We start from the raw sequence: 16086 nt of genomic DNA, 5'->3' as shown, positions 1-16086 counted from the left end.
GCCGAAGCCGTTGATCCCCCACCCGCAGGCAGCCCGCTGCGCTTCGGCATCGACCCCGAATTCGGCCTCTGGGCCGAGTTCACGGTCAGCACCCCGCACGGCAGCGCGACGCAGCGGCTGCGCTGGATCGAGGCCGGGAGTTTCCGCATGGGCTCGCCAGAAAGCGAGCCCATGCGAAACAGCAATGAAGGCCCGCGGCATTGGGTGACGCTGACGCGCGGCTTCTGGCTGGCCGATACGGCCTGCACGCAGGCGCTGTGGCAGGCGGTGATGGGCACCAATCCCAGCCACTTCACGGGCGACCCGCAGCGGCCGGTCGAGCAGGTAAGCTGGGACGAGGCGCAGCGATTCCTGCGCGCGCTCGAAGCCCTGCTGCCCGGCTGCGAGGCGGCGCTACCGACCGAAGCGCAGTGGGAATACGCCTGCCGGGCCGGCAGCGAGACGCCGTTCAGTTTCGGCGGGAACATCACGCCCGAGCAGGTCAACTACGACGGCAACTCCCCCTATGCCGGCGGCGCGAAGGGACGGCATCGCGAGGAGACGGTGCCGGTGAAAAGCCTGCCGGCAAACGCCTGGGGCCTGTACGAGATGCATGGCAACGTCTGGGAATGGTGTGCCGATGGCCTGCGGAGTTACGACGAACAGGCACAGCAGGACCCGGCTGGCCCGGTTTCTGGAGACGAAGAAGCCCCACGCGTCGTGCGCGGCGGCTCGTGGCTCAGCGTGGCCGGGGGGCTTCGCTCCGCTTACCGCAGCGAGGGGCGCCGCGACGGCCGCGACGAGTTCCTCGGCGGCCAGGGGTTCCGCTTTGCCCTGAGGTCCATCGAGCCCGGCCAGGTTCCGGCACCGGTTCAGGGCCGGCCGGGACGGCCGGCCGCGCCCGGAGGGCGCCAGGCGCGCTGAGACCGCAGGGAAGCGCAGGAAAAACGAAACGGGCGAAACGGGACAAGCGGGAAACGCGGCAATCCGTACCGGCAGTGGCTGGCTGCCCGGCGGCCCAAATGTGAAGGTGGCTCAGCTCTGCCAAGGCCGGTGCCTTGCCTCCCAGGTTCGGGGGGTTCGTGCGTCGCTGACGCGACCTTGACCTTAATGCGAGCTGCCTGCCTTCTGATTTCCCTTGGTCTCCGCCACCGTCTCCTCGGCGACCGGCGCGGTCGGCTTCTTCTTTTTGGTGCCGGGAGGCTGGGGCGGCGGCAGTTGCGGCTCGACCGTTTCCAGCTTGTTCTCGCGCATGTAGATATCCATGTCACGCCAGCCTTCATAGACCGCGGCTTTCGGCAACCAGGAATAGATCGAATAACAATCCTCGATGGCACGACCCGATTGCCGGCAGGCACCGCCGACCGCTTTCCCTTCGGCTTCGTCGCGGGCCAGCTTGGCGGCCGGTGCCTCGAGGCCGAGCTTCTGCTGGACGGCATCGCAGCCGCTCAGCGCGAGCAGCAGCGAGCCGGTGATCAGGAGGCTACGCAACGGGCGGGGGGCGGGGTCGGACACGGCGTTTTCTGGGGGAAGGAATGTGGAGTCAGGATGCCGCATTTTAACCACAGTCGCAGCTGCCTGGGCAAAGACAGCCGGATCTTCGGCCGACACCTTCGCTGGTCCGCGGCACGGGTTGCCTGCCGCTCCGGCCGTCACAGGCCATTTCGGTGGGAGGATTAGGTCCGGATCGGCGGTCGCTGCCACTATAATCACATTCTTTTTTTCCTTACCTGGAAGGATCAGCATGCATTTACTCAGAATTCTCCCGGCGGCGTTGGCATTTGCACTGGCGGCGCCCTTTTCTTCGTTGACGGCTGCGGCGCCAACCACCCTCGACTTTTCGCATCAGCTTGACGAAGAACGTGCCGAGCGGCTCGAGAAACTGATCGAACGCTTCAACTCGCGGCAGAAGGACTATGAGGTCAGGCTGGTGCGCCGCGTTCAGGGCGATTCGCCCAAGGACCTCAACCTGGTGACGCGCGAGGAGCAGGCGCGCTTCGTCGCTGCGAAGGCGAATTTCAAACCCCTGCATCAGGTGATGAAAGAGGCGAATATGCCCTTCGAGGCCGGCAAACTGGCGCCGGAACTGCGCGTCGGCCTGGGTGATGCCAAGGGCGAACTCTTTGCCTTGCCGATCGGGCTGTCGACGCCGGTGTTGTTCATCAACAAGGCGGCCTTCCGCAAGGCCGGACTCGATCCGGAAAAACCGCCGAAAACCTGGGCGGAGATGCTGAAAGCTGCCGACAAGCTGTTCGACGCCGGCAGCACCTGTCCCTACACCACTTCCTGGCCGTCCTGGGTGCATATCGACAACCTGAGTTCCTGGAACGGCGTCGAGGTGTCCGACGCGAAGGGTCGTCTGAACTTCAACGGCCTGGTCCAGGTCAAGCACACGGCGATGCTGACCACCTGGGCGAAAGCCCGTTTCTTCCTCTATTTCGGCCGTCGCGACGAGGCCGACAACCGCTTTGCCGCGGGGGAATGCGGCATGCTGACCAGTTCGTCTTCGCTCTACGGCGCGCTGCATGAGCACCGCAAGGTCGAGGTCGGCGTTTCGTCGCTGCCGTATCACGACGATGTGCCGGGAGCGCCGCAGCAGACGCTGGCCGGAGGTTACTCGCTGTGGGTCGGCGCCGGCCAGAAGCCGGTCGAGTACAAGGGGGTGGCGCAGTTCGTGAGTTTCCTGATGGAGCCCGATCTGCAGGTCGAGTTCAGTGCGGTGGCCGGCTTCCTGCCGATGACGCCGGCGGCGCGTGCCGCCGCGGGCCGCAAGCTGTTGAAGGCCGATACCGCCGGCCTCAATGTCGCTTACGCGCAGTTGCAGGGACCAGGCGCGCTGCGTGCGCTGCGCGTTTCCGAGAACGAGCGGGTGCGGATCATCACCGAAGAGGAGCTCGAAGCCGCCTGGGCTGGCAAGACGCCGGCCAAACAGGCACTCGACAACGCTGTCCAGCGGGGCAATCTCGTCCTCTCCGGGGCGTCAAAGGCACCGGCGCCGGCACCACAACGGAAGAAGTGATTGCTCCACGCCTCGGCTGGCGCTTGCCGCACGTTTTCGCGCACCGCTGCGGAGGGGCGCTGGCGCCGGAGAACACCCTGGCCGGTTTGCGCATCGCCGCCCGCCTGGGCCTGCGGGCGGTCGAATTCGACGTGACGCTGTCGGCGGACGCCTCGCCGTGGCTGCTGCACGACGAAACGCTGGCCCGCACGACGAACGGCGTCGGTCGGGTGTGCGAGACTTCTGATGCCGAACTGTCGGTCCTCGACGCCGGTGTTCGCCAGCACCCGGCGTTTGCCGGCGAACCGCTGCCGACGCTGGCTTCGGCAGCCCTCGTCTGCCGGCAGCTGGGTCTGCTGGCCAATGTCGAGATCAAACCGGCGACCGGTTTCGAGGCCCTGACCGGCGAGGTCGTCGCGCGCGCGGTGCGTGCGCTGTGGGCCGGCGCGGCGCTGCCGCTGCTCTCGTCGTTTTCCGAAACGGCCCTGGCGGCGGCGCGGGCGGCCGTCCCGGAACTGCCGCTCGGCATGCTTCATGAACGTCCGCCGGCGGACTGGCGGGTACGTCTGCGGCAGCTCGCGGCAGTAACCCTGCATTGTCGCGCCGATTGCCTGGACGACGAGCTGCTGGGCGAAGCGCGCGCCCATGGCATCCCGGTGCTCTGCTACACGGTCAACGACCCAGCGCTGGCGAGCGCGCTCCATCGGCGGGGGGTGGCGGCGGTGTTCAGCGATCGCATCGATTGCATCGCCGAGGGCTAGCGTCGTCATCTCCGCGACCTCAGGGTGATCGAGCGGTCGCGAATCCGACTTTCACGTTAAAATCGCGGCTCCTTGAACGAGCCCCGCAGGGGGATGGATCATGATGACAAGCGCTGAAATCCGCGACAAGTTCCTGAAGTTCTTCGCCTCCAAAGGCCACCAGATCGTCGCCTCGAGTTCGCTGGTGCCACATGCCGATCCGACGCTGTTGTTCACCAACGCCGGCATGAACCAGTTCAAGGACGTTTTTCTCGGTTTCGACAAGCGGCCGTACCTGCGCGCGACGACTGCGCAGAAATGCGTTCGTGCCGGCGGCAAGCACAACGACCTCGAAAACGTCGGCTACACCGCGCGTCACCACACCTTTTTTGAAATGCTCGGCAACTTCTCGTTCGGCGACTACTTCAAGCTCGACGCGATCCGCTACGCCTGGGAGCTGCTGGTCGAGGTCTATGGCCTGCCTGCCGAGCGCCTGTGGGTGACGGTCTATGCCGAGGACGACGAAGCCTACGAGATCTGGACGCGAGAGATCGGCGTGCCGGCCGGGCGGGTGGTGCGCATCGGTGACAACAAGGGCGCGCGCTACGCTTCCGACAACTTCTGGATGATGGGCGACACCGGTCCCTGCGGACCCTGTACGGAAATCTTCTACGACCACGGGGAAGGCATTCCCGGCGGGCCACCGGGATCGCCCGACGAAGAGGGCGACCGTTACATCGAGATCTGGAACAACGTCTTCATGCAGTTCAACCGCGACGAGGCCGGCGTCATGCACCCGCTGCCCAAGCCGTCGGTCGATACCGGCATGGGGCTGGAGCGGACGGCGGCGGTGCTGCAGCATGTTCATAGCAATTACGAGATCGACCTGTTTGTCCGCCTGATCGCTGCCGCCGCGCGCGAGACTTCGTCTGCCGACCTCGACAGCCCCTCGCTGCGGGTGCTTGCCGATCACATCCGCGCTTGCGCCTTCCTGATCTCCGACGGGGTGATCCCCGGCAACGAGGGGCGGGGCTATGTCCTGCGACGCATCATCCGGCGCGCCATCCGGCACGGCTACAAACTCGGCGCGCGAGCGGCCTTCTTCCACCGCATGCTGCCTGATCTGGTGGTCGAAATGGGCGCTGCCTACCCCGAACTGGCCCGCAACGAGGCGCGCGTCAGCGAGGTGCTGCGCCAGGAAGAGGGGCGTTTCTTCGAGACCATCGAGCACGGCATGAGCATCCTCGAAGGCGAGCTCGCAGCCATGCAGGGCAGGAGCGCAACCGTCTTCGACGGCAACACCGCCTTCAAGCTGCACGATACCTTCGGTTTTCCGCTCGATCTGACCGCCGATGTCTGCCGTGAACGCGGCGTCAGCGTCGATGTGGCCGCCTTTGACGCGGCGATGGCGCACCAGAAGGAACAGGCGCGCGCCGCCGGCAAGTTCAGAATGGCCGCAGCACTCGATTACCAGGGACCGGCGACGACCTTTCATGGTTATGAGGCGACCGAGTTCAGCGGCAAGGTCCTGGCGCTGTACCGCGACGGTACCCTGGTCGATGAGCTGAAGGAAGGCGAGCTTGGCGTCGTCGTCCTTGACGAAACGCCGTTCTACGCCGAATCGGGTGGCCAAGTCGGCGATCGTGGGATCTTGCAGGGCGGGCAGGGGATTTTCGCGGTCGAGGACACGCAGAAGATCCAGGCCACCGTCTTTGGTCATCAGGGCGTCGTCAGGACCGGGCTGATCAGCGTTGGCGACAACGTTTCCGCCAGGGTGGACGGGCTGGCGCGCGCGCGCATCGTGCGCAACCACTCGGCGACGCACCTGATGCACAAGGCGCTGCGCGAGGTGCTCGGCAGCCATGTGCAGCAGAAAGGCTCGCTGGTCGACGCCGAGAAGACGCGCTTCGACTTTGCGCACCATGCGCCGATGAGCGCCGACGAGATTCGTCGTGTCGAGACCATCGTCAATCACGAGATTCTCGCCAATGCCGCCGCCGAGGCACGCATCATGCCGATCGAGGAAGCACAGCGCTCAGGGGCGATGATGCTCTTCGGCGAGAAATACGGCGACGAAGTGCGGGTGCTGACGATCGGCTCGTCGAAGGAACTCTGCGGTGGCGTGCACGTCCGGCGCAGCGGTGACATCGGCCTGTTCAAGATCGTCGCCGAAACCGGCGTCGCCGCCGGCGTCCGCCGCGTCGAGGCGGTGACCGGTGACACCGCGCTGGCGCTCGTTCAACAGCAGCAGGCGATGCTGACCGATGCGGCGGCGGCGTTCAAGGTGCCGCTTGCCGAGGTGCCGGTCAAGCTCGCGCAGGTTCTCGACAATGTTCGCTCGCTGGAAAGGGATCTGGCCCGTCTCAAGGCGAAACTCGCCTCGGCGCAAGGCGACGAACTGCTCGCGCAGGCGGTCGAAGTCAAGGGTAGCAGGGTTGTCGCCGCGGTCATGGACGGCGCCGACGTCAACGCCTTGCGCTCGACCATCGACAAGTTGCGCGACAAGCTGCAGAGCGCCGCCGTCGTGCTGGCCTCGACCAATGACGGCAAGGTGACGCTGATCGCCGGCGTCACCGCCGATCTGACCAGCAGGGTCAAGGCCGGCGAACTGGTGAACATGGTTGCCCGACAGCTTGGCGGCAAGGGCGGCGGTCGTGCGGACATGGCCCAGGCCGGCGGCAACGAGCCGGCCAATTTACCCGTGGCTCTGGCTTCAGTGCGGCCCTGGGTCGAGCAACGGTTGTGACCCGGAACTGAAATGGTCGAACGGAGAACCAGATGAGTACTCTTGTCATCGAGAATGTGAAAATCAGCGAACTTCCCGAGGCTTGGCGGAACAGGCTGGCGGTTCCCGAGAATGCCCGCGTCACCATTCGGATTGAGGAGCAAGCCGTCGGCGGCGTGGCGGTAGAAGACGATCTGCTGTTCGGGATGTGGCGCGACCGCGAGGATATGGCTGACGTGCAAGCTTATCTCAGCACGCTGCGTGCGCCGCGTTTCTGAGCAGCCGTGACCCTTTTGATTGACTCGGATGTGCTGATCTGGCTAACGAGAGGCCACGTCGGAGCCAAAGCCCGTCTTGACCTCATTCATCCTTGGCGGCTTTCCGTTGTGACCTACTTGGAACTGGCGCAAGGATGCCGCAGCAAGGATGAATTGCAGCGGATCAAACGGGGGCTGGCGCAGCGGGATAGCGATGTGTTGCCGCTGACCCCCGCCATCTCCGAACAGGCCACCACCTTGATCGACACCTACGCCCTATCCGGCGGCTTGCAGTTGGCCGATGCACTGATCGCAGCAACTGCCCTCGATCATGGCCTTACCCTGTTGACCGCCAACGCCAGACATTTTTCCATCATTGATGGTCTGAATAGGGAACGGTTTGTTCCATGAATGCCAACCATGGACGGAGCCCGGCGATGCAGCACTTTGCCAGTGACAACTACGCCGGCATTTGTCCGGAGGCTCTCGCCGCGCTACTGGCGGCCAACGACGGGCATGTCCGTTCGTATGGCGACGACGAGTGGACCTTGCGTGTGGCCGATCGTTTGCGCGAATTGTTCGAGACCGACTGCGACGTGTACTTCGTCTTCAACGGGACGGCGGCCAACTCGCTCGCGCTGGCGGCACTGTGCCAGCCTTACCACAGCGTGATCTGCCATCAACTGGCGCATGTTGACACCGACGAATGTGGGGCGCCGCAGTTCTTCTCCAATGGTGCCACGCTGTTGGCGGTGGCCGGCGAGCAGGGCAAGCTGACGCCGGAGGCGATTGTCCAAGTCGTGACCCGGCGCAGTGACATCCACTATCCCAAGCCGAAGGTGGTGACCCTGACGCAGGCGACCGAGGTCGGCACCGTGTATCGTCCCGACGAACTGCAGGCGATCGCCGATACGGCACGCGCGTATGGCCTGCGCGTGCACATGGACGGCGCCCGCTTTGCCAATGCCGTCGCCGGTCTCGGCCTGAGTCCGGCGGAAGTGAGCTGGCGGGCCGGCGTCGATGTGCTGTGCTTTGGCGGCACCAAGATGGGCCTGCCGGTCGGCGAGGCCGTCGTCTTTTTCGACCGCAAGCTGTCGGACGATTTTTCCTATCGCTGCAAACAGGCCGGCCAACTGGCGTCGAAGATGCGCTTCCTTTCGGCTCCCTGGCTCGGAATCCTCGAAAACGGTGCCTGGTTGCGGCACGCCGCGCACGCCAATGCCATGGCGCGGCGTCTGGCGGCCGGTCTGGCCGAAGGCACCGGCCTGCCGGCGCTGTTCCCGGTGCAGGCCAACGGTGTCTTTGTACGCCTGCCCGGCCGTATCGAGGCCGGCCTGCGCGCGCGCGGCTGGTTGTTTTACAACTTCATCGCCGCCGGCGGCGCGCGTTTCATGTGTGGCTGGGATACCGCGCCGGAAACCGTCGATCGTCTGCTCGCCGACATCCGCGAATTGGCCGCGGAGTCCGTTTGAGCACCTGGCGTTTCTGTCCGCTCTGCGGTGCCGGGCTGGAGATGCGAGCAGTCGGCGGTTTGCCGCGGCGCCATTGCCGTGCCGACTGCGGTTTCGTTCATTGGGACAACCCGGCACCGGTGCTGGCCGCGCTGGTCGAATACCGGGAGCACATCGTGCTGGCGCGCAACCACGCCTGGACGGCCGGCGCTTTCGGCCTGATCACGGGTTTTCTCGAGCGCGACGAAGCGCCGGCTGCCGGCGTCGCGCGCGAGGTCAAGGAAGAACTCGGCCTCGACGCCACGGCGGTCACGCTGATTGGCGTCTATCCGTTTGCGCGCAAACACGAAGTGATCATTGCCTACCATGTACTCGCTGATGGCGAGATCCGGCTCAACGACGAACTTGCCGAGTTCCGGCTGATCGCTCCTGAAAAGCTCAAGGCCTGGGACTTTGGGACCGGCCTGGCGGTCAGCGACTGGCTGGCTCAGCGAAGGGTCGGATGATCTACTCGCTGCCGCCGTTCAACCAGCGCAGCGCGACGCTCAGGCAGGTATTCAGGGTGTGATGGTCGAAATGGCCGGGCAGGGTTGACAGCAATCGGTCACAGCCCGGCGCATCGTCGTTGTCGAAGCATTCGAGCAGGGCCAGGATGTTTCCGAGCAGACCGCCATGCTCGCAGAGGGCATTGCGCACGGCACGTTCAACGGCAATCTGTTCGAGGATTTCCTCGATCGGCAGACCGAGCGCAACCGGCATCATCGACAGGATGCCGGTGAGGAAAGCCAGTTCGCTCAAGTGTCGGTAATTGCCTGGGGGAACAAGCTCGATCAACAACTCCATCATCCGGCCGCGCAGGGCGGCCACTTGCAGCAGGGGTGAGCGGGAAGGGTCGGCCGCGTGGCCGGGGGCCAGCAGCAGCAGCGACAACCAGCGCTGCAACTGGCGGCGTCCGAACAGGGTAATCGCATGCCGCAGCGAGGTCACCGGCTGCGCGAGGCGGCTACCGCGACATCCGACCGAGTTGACCACCCGCAGCAGGTTGAGCGTCAGCGCGGGCTCGTGCTTGAAGGCATCCTCGATCAGTGCGGTCTCGACATCACGCCCGACGAGGTTGACCAGGCGAATCAGTGCCGCCTGCGAGGCCGAGAGGCGGCGACCACTGACGATTTCGGCCTGCGCGAAGTAGCGGCCCTGAAATAGTTCAAAGCCGAGGCCACGGCAATGCTCCAGCTGTGCGCTATTGCCAATACCCTGCGCCAGCAGCCTGATCGGCAGCTTGCGCAGCGAGCCGGCGAGATCCCGGAGCTGGCCTGTGTCGGCAGTGTCAACGTCGATCTTGATGACTCCGACCATCGGCAACAGCGGTCGACTGCGGTCGTCGATGCCGCGGTAGTCGGGCAGTGCCAGCGTATAGCCACGCGCGCGCAGGCTCTGGCAACGCGTTAGCGTTGCCCAGTTGGCGACGCCGTCGAGCAACAGTTCGAGGACCACGCCGGCCGGCGGCAGCAATTCGATGGCCTCCTGTTGCAGAAATTCGGTGTCGATGCCGATGAATGCACAACGGTGACCGAGCGCACTCTGCATGCCCAGTTCGGAATAGGCTGCACACAGCGCGGCAGCCGCACCGGCGGGGGAGTCGGTCGTCGCGGCACTGCTTCGGAACGATAGCTGGTAGCCGGCAAGTTCCTGCTCCCGGTTGAGGATCGGCTGCCGGAACAGAAAGGCGTTCTTGAGGGATGGATCGTCTGTCATCGGGGCATGCGCATCAGAACGGCAGCACCAGGCCGGGGCGGGTGGTATTGAGGACGCGGCGAAAATCACTCTGAATACGTGCCAGAGCTTCGTTGTCGTCGGCTTCGAAACGGAGCACGACCACCGGTGTGGTATTCGACGGCCGCGCCAGTCCGAAGCCATCGGCATATTCGACGCGCAGGCCATCGATGGTGATGATCTCGCGTGCACCCTCGAAGTGTGCCTGCCGCCGCAGTTCGTCGATCAGAGCCAGGGGCTCGCCTTCCTGCATGGCGATGTTCAGTTCCGGCGTCGAGCTGCTGTCGGGCAGAGCCTTCAGGACGGTGTTGGCATCGACTGCACGGGCGAGGATCTCGAGCAGTCGGGCACCGGCGTAGAGACCATCGTCAAAGCCGAACCAGCGTTCCTTGAAGAACATGTGGCCGCTCATTTCGCCGGCCAGCGGCGCACCGGTTTCCTTGAGTTTGGCTTTGACCAGCGCGTGTCCGGTTTTCCACATCAGCGGCTCGCCGCCATGCTGGCGGATCCATGGCGCCAGCCGGCGCGTGCATTTGACATCGTAGATGATCGCCTGTCCTGGGCAGCGGCCGAGCACGTCGGCGGCAAAGAGCATCAGTTGGCGATCGGGGTAGATGATCTCGCCGTCGCGGGTGACGACGCCGAGGCGGTCACCATCGCCGTCGAAAGCGAGTCCAAGTTCGGCGCCGCTGCGGCCGAGCGCTTCGATGAGGTCCCGAAGGTTCTCGGGCTTCGACGGGTCGGGGTGGTGGTTCGGAAAATGCCCATCCACCTCACAGAACAGTTCGACCAGCTCACAACCCAGTGCGCGAAAGAGCTGCGGGGCGATGCCTCCGGCGACGCCGTTGCCACAGTCGATGACGATCTTCAGCGGACGTGCCAGGCGAACATCGCCGGTGATGCGCGCGAGGTAGGCGGGGCGAACGTCGGCACTGCGGGACTGGCCAGCCGCGTGCTTGAGCCGGCCGGCGTCGACACGTTGCCGGATCTCCTGGATGGTTTCGCCGGCCAGGGTCTCACCGCCGATGACCATTTTCAGACCGTTATAATCGGGCGGATTATGGCTGCCGGTGACGGCCACGCAACTCTGGCAACCGAGTTCATGCGCTGCAAAGTAGACCACCGGCGTCGGCACGCAGCCGACGTCGATGCTGTCGACGCCGGCCATGCAGATGCCTTCCATCAGTGCTGCCGATAGTTCCGGTCCGGACAGGCGTCCATCACGGCCCACCGCAATCGCGCGTTGGCCGCGCTCGACGGCCAACGAACCGAGGCCATGGCCGATGCGCCGGACAATGTCCGCGGTCAGGGTCTTGCCGACGATACCGCGAATGTCGTAGGCCTTGAAGATTTCGGCGGGCAGGGGAGTAGGCATGTCAAACCTCATGCTGAAAATAGTCAAGAATGCGCTGTGGCAGCCAGTCGAGTCGCCCCGGCAGGCGACCGGTGACGAAACCCACATGGCCGCCCTGACGCGGGAATTCAAGCTGCACGCTGGCCGCGACCTGGTCGACAGTGGGGAGCGCCGGTGCCGGCAGGAAGGGGTCGTTCTGGGCATTGAGCAGCAGCGTTGGCAGCCGGATGCCGGGCAGCCAGGGTTTGCTCGACGCCCTTCGCCAATAGTCGTCGGCACCGGCAAAACCGTGCAGCGGTGCCGTGACGATTTCGTCGAATTCATGGAGATTGCGGGCCGCGCGCATCCGCCGTTCGTCAAACAGGTCGGGATAGCGGCCCAGTTTGTCGGCGGCATGACGCTTGAGAGTGCGCAGGAAGTGCCGGGTGTAGAGGCGGTTGAATCCTCTGGCCAGGGCGTGACCGCAAGCGGCGAGGTCGAACGGTGCACTGATCGCGGCGGCCGCCTGCAGGGTATCGGTGGCCGCCGTCCCGCGTTCGCCGAGCCATTTCAGCAGGGCGTTGCCGCCCAGCGAAACGCCAACCGCGTAGCGTGGGTAATCTGGAAAAAACGCTTGCAGACGTCGCAGGATCCAGTCGATCTCGTCGCTGTCGCCGGAGTGGTAGGCGCGTGGCAGGCGATTGCTTTCGCCCGAACATCCCCGGAAATTCACCACCACGCCTGCCCAGCCAATGACCGTGACGGCGTGCATCAGGGTGCTTGCGTAGTGACTGCCGGAACTGCCTTCCAGACCATGAAAAAGCACCAGCAAGGGTCGACCCTCCGGGAAGGACGATGGCGCAAGGTTCCAGTCGAGGTCGATGAAGTCGCCATCCGGCGTCTCCCAGCGTTGCCGGTGGTAGGGCAGGGGGTCGGGTCGGATCAGCAGGGGGTAGAGGGTCTGGGCGTGGCCGCCGGGTAGCCAGCCTGGCGCACGGTAGGAACTCAATGCAGTGTCCGCGGTGTTTTCGTGCTGCCTTCGTCGGCGCTGTCGCTGTTCGCCAGGTTCCGGTCGGCTGCGGTCGATGAGTGGTGCGAAAGCAGGCGCCAGCCATTCGCACCGCGCTGGAAAACATTGGTCGCCAGCATCGGCCCGTGCGGTTTGCGTTCTTCACCGATGTAGAGCGTTTCGACGACATTGTGCACCGACAGGAGCATGCCGTTCCAGCGAACGCCGCGCGACAGGCGCACCATCAGGCGCGGGTTGTTGGCGAAAATGCTGCGCCAGCTTTCGCGGATCGCATCGGCACCGGTCAGACGCTGGCCGGTCGGGTGGATGCAGACGATTTCTTCATCATCGGCCCAGACGCTCATCAGGGCGACCAGATCGGCACGTGCGATGGCTTCGTAGAAGGCGGTTTCGACGTCCTCAGGGGTGGCAAAAATGATGATCATGCAAGTGCCTTGGTTGGGCAGGCGTCGAGAACACGCTGCGGGTCGAGCTTGTTCAGGCAGTCGAAATGGCCCAGTGGACAGCTGCGCTGGAAGCAGGGGCTGCAGTCGAGATCCAGGCTGATGACCTTCGCCTGCCCCGAAAGCGGTGGGGTGAAGCCGGGCGATGAGGAGCCATAGAGGGCAACCAGCGGTCGACCGAGGGCGGCGGCGACGTGCATCAGGCCCGAATCGTTGCAGACGACAAACGCTGCAGCAGCCAGCAGATCGATGGCCTGGGTCAGGGTGGTGGCACCGCAGAGGTTGTGGGGTCGCCTGGTCAGGTCGGTGTAGTTGACGATCTGGTCGGCGATCGTCCGGTCTTTCTGTGAACCGAGCAGCCAGACTGCGTAGCCCTGATCGGCCAGCAGATTGGCGAGGGTGGCGAAATGCTTTGCCGGCCAGCGCTTGGCCGGACCATATTCGGCACCGGGGCAGAATGCCGCCAGCTTTTCAGGCAGTGCGATGCCAAGCGACGCCAGCGTTGCGGCACGTTGCACGCTGTCGGACTGCAGGCGCGGCTGCGGTAGCGGTCTTGGCAGCGCAGTTCCGGGCGCTTCGGCAAGCTGCGCGAAGCGCTCGACCATCAGCGGCAGTTGCGTTTTGTTCAGCGTGTGCCAGCGATTGATCAGCCCATAACGGCTTTCACCCACGAAACCGATGCGCTCGGGAATGTCGGCAAAAAACGGAATCAGGGCCGATTTGATCGAATTCGGCAGAATGTAGGCACGCTGGTAGCCGCCCTTCGCCAATTGGTGAGCCAGCCGGTGCCGCGCTTTCAGCGAGAGATCGCCATGTGCGAAGGGGCTGTCGATGAGTCGCGTGATCTCGGGCATCCGTTCAAGAACCGGCGCGACCCAGCGGGGCGCCAGAGCGTCGATCTGCAGGCCGGGGGTTCGCTCATGCAGGCGCATCAACAGCGGCTGCGACAGCACCGTATCGCCGATCCAGGACGGGGCGACGATGAGTGCTTTCATGACCGGCTGTGCAGTCGCCGATCAGTGATGCCCTTTCGGCCGCTCTCCCCTGAGGACATAGTGTGCGCTGCAGTAGGGACAAACGACTTCGCCGCTATGCGTGATGTCGAGATAGACGCGTGGATGCCTTGCCCACAGCGGTGCATCCTTGCCCGGGCAGTGCAAGGGGAGTTCCTGAGCGGTGACCTCGATGGGCTTCTGCGGGATTTTCTGAGACATGATGGCAACTTTGCAAGATTAATTTGAAAGTCGCGTCAGCGACTCACGAATCCCCCCTCCCCCGCGCGGGGGAGGGGTCGGGGGGAGAGGGAAACGGTCATGACTTTCATGATCGGGGGTGCCTGGAAAAGTCATGACCGTTAGACGTAGGCCAGCCAGTCTGCATGCGCTGGCATGCGGCCATTCACGCAGTCGAAGAAGAGATTCTGGATGCGGGTGGTGATCGGGCCGCGGTGGCCAGCACCGATCTGGCGATTGTCGAGTTCGCGAATCGGGGTCACCTCGGCCGCCGTGCCGGTAAAGAAGGCTTCGTCGGCACAATACACCTCGTCGCGGGTGATCCGTTTTTCGATGACCGGGATGCCCAGCTCGTCGGCGAGCTGCAGGACCGAGGCGCGGGTGATGCCTTCGAGGCAGGAGGTCAGATCCGGGGTATACAGTTTGTCCTTCTTGACGATGAACACGTTCTCGCCGGCGCCTTCGGCCACATAGCCGTCAACGTCGAGCAGCAGGGCTTCGTCGTAACCGTCGTGTGCCACCTCCTGGTGGGCAAGGATCGAGTTGGTGTAGGTGCCGACCGACTTCGAGCGGCACATGTTGATATTCACATGATGGCGGGTGAATGACGAGGTCTTGACACGGATGCCCTTTTCCATTCCCTCGGCACCGAGGTAGGCGCCCCACGGCCAGGCAGCGATGGCCACGTGCGTACTCACCGCAGTGGCGGCAATGCCCATCGCCTCGGAGCCATAGAAGACGATCGGCCGCAGGTAGCAGGATTCGAGCTGATTGGCGCGTACCACTTCTTTTTGCGCTTCGAGCAGGGTTTCCTTGTCGTAGGGCATCTTCATCTGGAAGATGTAGGCCGAGTTGAACAAACGGTCGGTATGTTCCTTGAGACGGAAGATGGCGGTGCCCTTTTCGGCTTTGTAGGCGCGAATGCCTTCGAAAACTCCCATGCCGTAATGTAGGGTGTGCGTCAGCACATGCGTTGTGGCCTGACGCCATGGCACCAGTTTGCCGTCGTACCAGATGAAGCCGTCGCGATCCGCCATGGACATGGTGTGCTCTCCCTTTGCCGGAAATCCTGAAGCGGAAATTTTAGCCGATTTCGCTTCCCGGTTGGCGGTAAAATGGCGTCTTTACCGCCCTGCAAGGCTTCTGCCATGGTCTGGAAACCCAATGTCACCGTCGCTGCGGTGCTCGAACGTGATGGTCGCTTCCTGCTCGTCGAGGAGGAAACCGAATACGGGGTCTGTTACAACCAGCCGGCGGGCCATCTGGAATGCGGCGAGTCCCTGATCGATGCCGTGGTTCGCGAGACCCTTGAGGAAACGGCTTATACCCTGACGCCGCAGTTCCTGATCGGAGTCTACAATTACCGTAACGAAACCAGGGACGTGAGCTATCTGCGTTTTGCCTTCGGTGGCGAGATCACCGCACACGATTCCCGGCGAGCACTCGACGAAGGTATCCTGGCGGCGCACTGGCTGACGCTCGATGAAATCCGGGAGCGCCAGGCGCAGCACCGCAGTCTGATGGTTCTCCGGTGCATCGAGGACTGGCTCGTCGGCCGGCGCTATCCGCTCGAACTGTTGCACCAGTACACGTGCGCTGGCTGATGCCATTGATCCTGCTGGGCCTGGCTTCAGCGGTGTCGGCGGATTCGTTGAGCGTCTGCTACAACTACGGGTGTGTGGCCGAGGCCGAGGTGAACTTCAGTGCCGGGCAGTTGACGCAGGTGCGTGATCTGCTCGGCGTTGCCCGCAATGCCACCGAGGAGCGCGCCAGGTTGTCGCTGGCGATCGGCTGGATGCTGGGCTGGGCGGGCGAACAGACACCGATTTCGGCGGACCGCGGGGGCAACTTTGCCGATGATGGCGCCTTCGGGCGGATGGACTGCATCGATCACTCAACGACTACGACGCGCCTGCTGCGGCTGCTGGAAAGTCATCGCTGGCTGTCTTTCCACCGCGTTCTCGAGCCGGTGCGACGGGTGCTCTATCTGTTCGAATTTCACTATTCGGCGCAGATCGAGGAACTCGATTTGCTGGCGACAGCGCCTGCTTCGACTGCGGAGCCAGCACGTTATGTCGTGGATAGCTGGTTTCGTGACAACGGTCGCCCGGCAGTGGTGATGGCG

At 64.2% G+C, this 16086-nt stretch carries 18 protein-coding genes; 10 read left to right on the top strand and 8 right to left on the bottom strand.

Annotated features, from left to right (window positions below; genetic code table 11):
* Window positions 1-36: 36 nt before the first annotated feature.
* A complete protein-coding gene (locus CAPSK01_RS08385; RefSeq protein ID WP_273703376.1) occupies window positions 37-903 on the top strand; it encodes a formylglycine-generating enzyme family protein in 867 nt (288 codons plus the stop codon).
* 183 nt (window positions 904-1086) lie between these two features.
* Here CAPSK01_RS08385 and CAPSK01_RS08380 read toward each other — a convergent pair whose 3' ends face one another.
* On the bottom strand, window positions 1087-1536 hold the full coding sequence (locus CAPSK01_RS08380; RefSeq protein ID WP_273703375.1) for a hypothetical protein: 450 nt from the start codon (window positions 1534-1536) through the stop codon (window positions 1087-1089).
* 187 nt (window positions 1537-1723) lie between these two features.
* Here CAPSK01_RS08380 and CAPSK01_RS08375 point away from each other — a divergent pair, with 187 nt between their 5' ends.
* The 7 genes from CAPSK01_RS08375 to CAPSK01_RS08345 all read left to right on the top strand — a co-directional run bounded on the left by CAPSK01_RS08375 (window position 1724) and on the right by CAPSK01_RS08345 (window position 8656).
* Complete coding sequence (locus tag CAPSK01_RS08375; protein WP_034925185.1) at window positions 1724-2998, top strand: extracellular solute-binding protein; 1275 nt, start codon at window positions 1724-1726, stop codon at window positions 2996-2998.
* The gene (ugpQ, locus tag CAPSK01_RS08370; RefSeq protein WP_034925182.1) at window positions 2995-3738 is read left to right on the top strand and encodes a glycerophosphodiester phosphodiesterase; all 744 of its coding nucleotides are present in this window, start codon (window positions 2995-2997) and stop codon (window positions 3736-3738) included. The genes CAPSK01_RS08375 and ugpQ overlap by 4 nt, the downstream gene beginning before the upstream one ends.
* 103 nt (window positions 3739-3841) lie before the next feature.
* The gene (alaS, locus tag CAPSK01_RS08365; protein ID WP_034925372.1) at window positions 3842-6463 is read left to right on the top strand and encodes an alanine--tRNA ligase; all 2622 of its coding nucleotides are present in this window, start codon (window positions 3842-3844) and stop codon (window positions 6461-6463) included.
* 32 nt (window positions 6464-6495) lie between these two features.
* Window positions 6496-6720 carry a hypothetical protein gene (locus CAPSK01_RS08360; RefSeq protein ID WP_034925179.1) on the top strand — a complete coding sequence of 75 codons (225 nt, stop codon included), beginning with the start codon at window positions 6496-6498 and terminating at the stop codon, window positions 6718-6720.
* A 6-nt stretch (window positions 6721-6726) separates the two neighbouring features.
* Window positions 6727-7110, top strand: coding sequence for a type II toxin-antitoxin system VapC family toxin (locus CAPSK01_RS08355; RefSeq protein WP_034925176.1), 384 nt, complete (start codon window positions 6727-6729; stop codon window positions 7108-7110).
* A gap of 26 nt (window positions 7111-7136) precedes the next feature.
* A complete protein-coding gene (locus CAPSK01_RS08350) occupies window positions 7137-8171 on the top strand; it encodes a low specificity L-threonine aldolase (protein WP_034925369.1) in 1035 nt (344 codons plus the stop codon).
* Window positions 8168-8656: an NUDIX domain-containing protein gene (locus CAPSK01_RS08345; RefSeq protein WP_034925173.1), complete on the top strand. Its 489-nt coding sequence runs from the start codon at window positions 8168-8170 to the stop codon at window positions 8654-8656. The genes CAPSK01_RS08350 and CAPSK01_RS08345 overlap by 4 nt, the downstream gene beginning before the upstream one ends.
* 1 nt (window position 8657) lies before the next feature.
* Here the strand turns inward: CAPSK01_RS08345 and CAPSK01_RS08340 are convergent, their stop codons facing one another.
* The 7 genes from CAPSK01_RS08340 to CAPSK01_RS08310 form a co-directional block, all read right to left on the bottom strand.
* Window positions 8658-9905, bottom strand: coding sequence for an HDOD domain-containing protein (locus CAPSK01_RS08340; RefSeq protein WP_034925170.1), 1248 nt, complete (start codon window positions 9903-9905; stop codon window positions 8658-8660).
* A gap of 13 nt (window positions 9906-9918) precedes the next feature.
* Window positions 9919-11298, bottom strand: coding sequence for a phosphomannomutase/phosphoglucomutase (locus CAPSK01_RS08335; RefSeq protein ID WP_034925168.1), 1380 nt, complete (start codon window positions 11296-11298; stop codon window positions 9919-9921).
* 1 nt (window position 11299) lies between these two features.
* Window positions 11300-12265, bottom strand: a complete 966-nt coding sequence (locus CAPSK01_RS08330; RefSeq protein WP_034925165.1) for a hydrolase — start codon at window positions 12263-12265, stop codon at window positions 11300-11302.
* Entirely contained in the window at window positions 12262-12711 is a 450-nt protein-coding gene (locus tag CAPSK01_RS08325; RefSeq protein WP_273703342.1) for a nuclear transport factor 2 family protein, read from the bottom strand. The genes CAPSK01_RS08330 and CAPSK01_RS08325 overlap by 4 nt, the downstream gene beginning before the upstream one ends.
* On the bottom strand, window positions 12708-13724 hold the full coding sequence (gene waaF, locus CAPSK01_RS08320) for a lipopolysaccharide heptosyltransferase II (protein ID WP_034925162.1): 1017 nt from the start codon (window positions 13722-13724) through the stop codon (window positions 12708-12710). The genes CAPSK01_RS08325 and waaF overlap by 4 nt, the downstream gene beginning before the upstream one ends.
* A gap of 21 nt (window positions 13725-13745) precedes the next feature.
* Window positions 13746-13943, bottom strand: coding sequence for a zinc-finger domain-containing protein (locus tag CAPSK01_RS22365; RefSeq protein ID WP_273703341.1), 198 nt, complete (start codon window positions 13941-13943; stop codon window positions 13746-13748).
* A 140-nt stretch (window positions 13944-14083) separates the two neighbouring features.
* Window positions 14084-15004: a branched-chain amino acid transaminase gene (locus tag CAPSK01_RS08310; RefSeq protein ID WP_034925157.1), complete on the bottom strand. Its 921-nt coding sequence runs from the start codon at window positions 15002-15004 to the stop codon at window positions 14084-14086.
* A gap of 105 nt (window positions 15005-15109) precedes the next feature.
* On the opposite strand from CAPSK01_RS08310, the gene CAPSK01_RS08305 reads away from it, so the two are divergent.
* Both CAPSK01_RS08305 and CAPSK01_RS08300 read left to right on the top strand, forming a co-directional pair.
* Window positions 15110-15565, top strand: a complete 456-nt coding sequence (locus CAPSK01_RS08305) for an NUDIX hydrolase (RefSeq protein ID WP_034925363.1) — start codon at window positions 15110-15112, stop codon at window positions 15563-15565.
* The coding region (locus tag CAPSK01_RS08300) for a hypothetical protein (RefSeq protein WP_273703340.1) at window positions 15565-16086 on the top strand (522 nt) is incomplete at its 3' end. The genes CAPSK01_RS08305 and CAPSK01_RS08300, both read left to right, overlap by 1 nt.

Source organism: Candidatus Accumulibacter vicinus (assembly GCF_000584955.1).
GTDB lineage: Bacteria > Pseudomonadota > Gammaproteobacteria > Burkholderiales > Rhodocyclaceae > Accumulibacter > Accumulibacter vicinus.
The sequence above is the reverse complement of the archived record's forward strand: the minus strand, read 5'-3'. Positions and strand labels throughout refer to the sequence as shown.

Coding starts and splice junctions, on each gene's coding strand:
- alaS (WP_034925372.1), top strand. CDS start 3,842: ATGACAAGCGCTGAAATCCGCGACAAGTTCCTGAAGTTCTTCGCCTCC.
- CAPSK01_RS08305 (WP_034925363.1), top strand. CDS start 15,110: ATGGTCTGGAAACCCAATGTCACCGTCGCTGCGGTGCTCGAACGTGAT.
- CAPSK01_RS08310 (WP_034925157.1), bottom strand. CDS start 15,004: ATGTCCATGGCGGATCGCGACGGCTTCATCTGGTACGACGGCAAACTG.
- CAPSK01_RS08340 (WP_034925170.1), bottom strand. CDS start 9,905: ATGACAGACGATCCATCCCTCAAGAACGCCTTTCTGTTCCGGCAGCCG.
- CAPSK01_RS08360 (WP_034925179.1), top strand. CDS start 6,496: ATGAGTACTCTTGTCATCGAGAATGTGAAAATCAGCGAACTTCCCGAG.
- waaF (WP_034925162.1), bottom strand. CDS start 13,724: ATGAAAGCACTCATCGTCGCCCCGTCCTGGATCGGCGATACGGTGCTG.
- CAPSK01_RS08325 (WP_273703342.1), bottom strand. CDS start 12,711: ATGATCATCATTTTTGCCACCCCTGAGGACGTCGAAACCGCCTTCTAC.
- CAPSK01_RS08335 (WP_034925168.1), bottom strand. CDS start 11,298: ATGCCTACTCCCCTGCCCGCCGAAATCTTCAAGGCCTACGACATTCGC.
- CAPSK01_RS08350 (WP_034925369.1), top strand. CDS start 7,137: ATGCAGCACTTTGCCAGTGACAACTACGCCGGCATTTGTCCGGAGGCT.
- CAPSK01_RS22365 (WP_273703341.1), bottom strand. CDS start 13,943: ATGTCTCAGAAAATCCCGCAGAAGCCCATCGAGGTCACCGCTCAGGAA.
- CAPSK01_RS08375 (WP_034925185.1), top strand. CDS start 1,724: ATGCATTTACTCAGAATTCTCCCGGCGGCGTTGGCATTTGCACTGGCG.
- CAPSK01_RS08380 (WP_273703375.1), bottom strand. CDS start 1,536: ATGCGGCATCCTGACTCCACATTCCTTCCCCCAGAAAACGCCGTGTCC.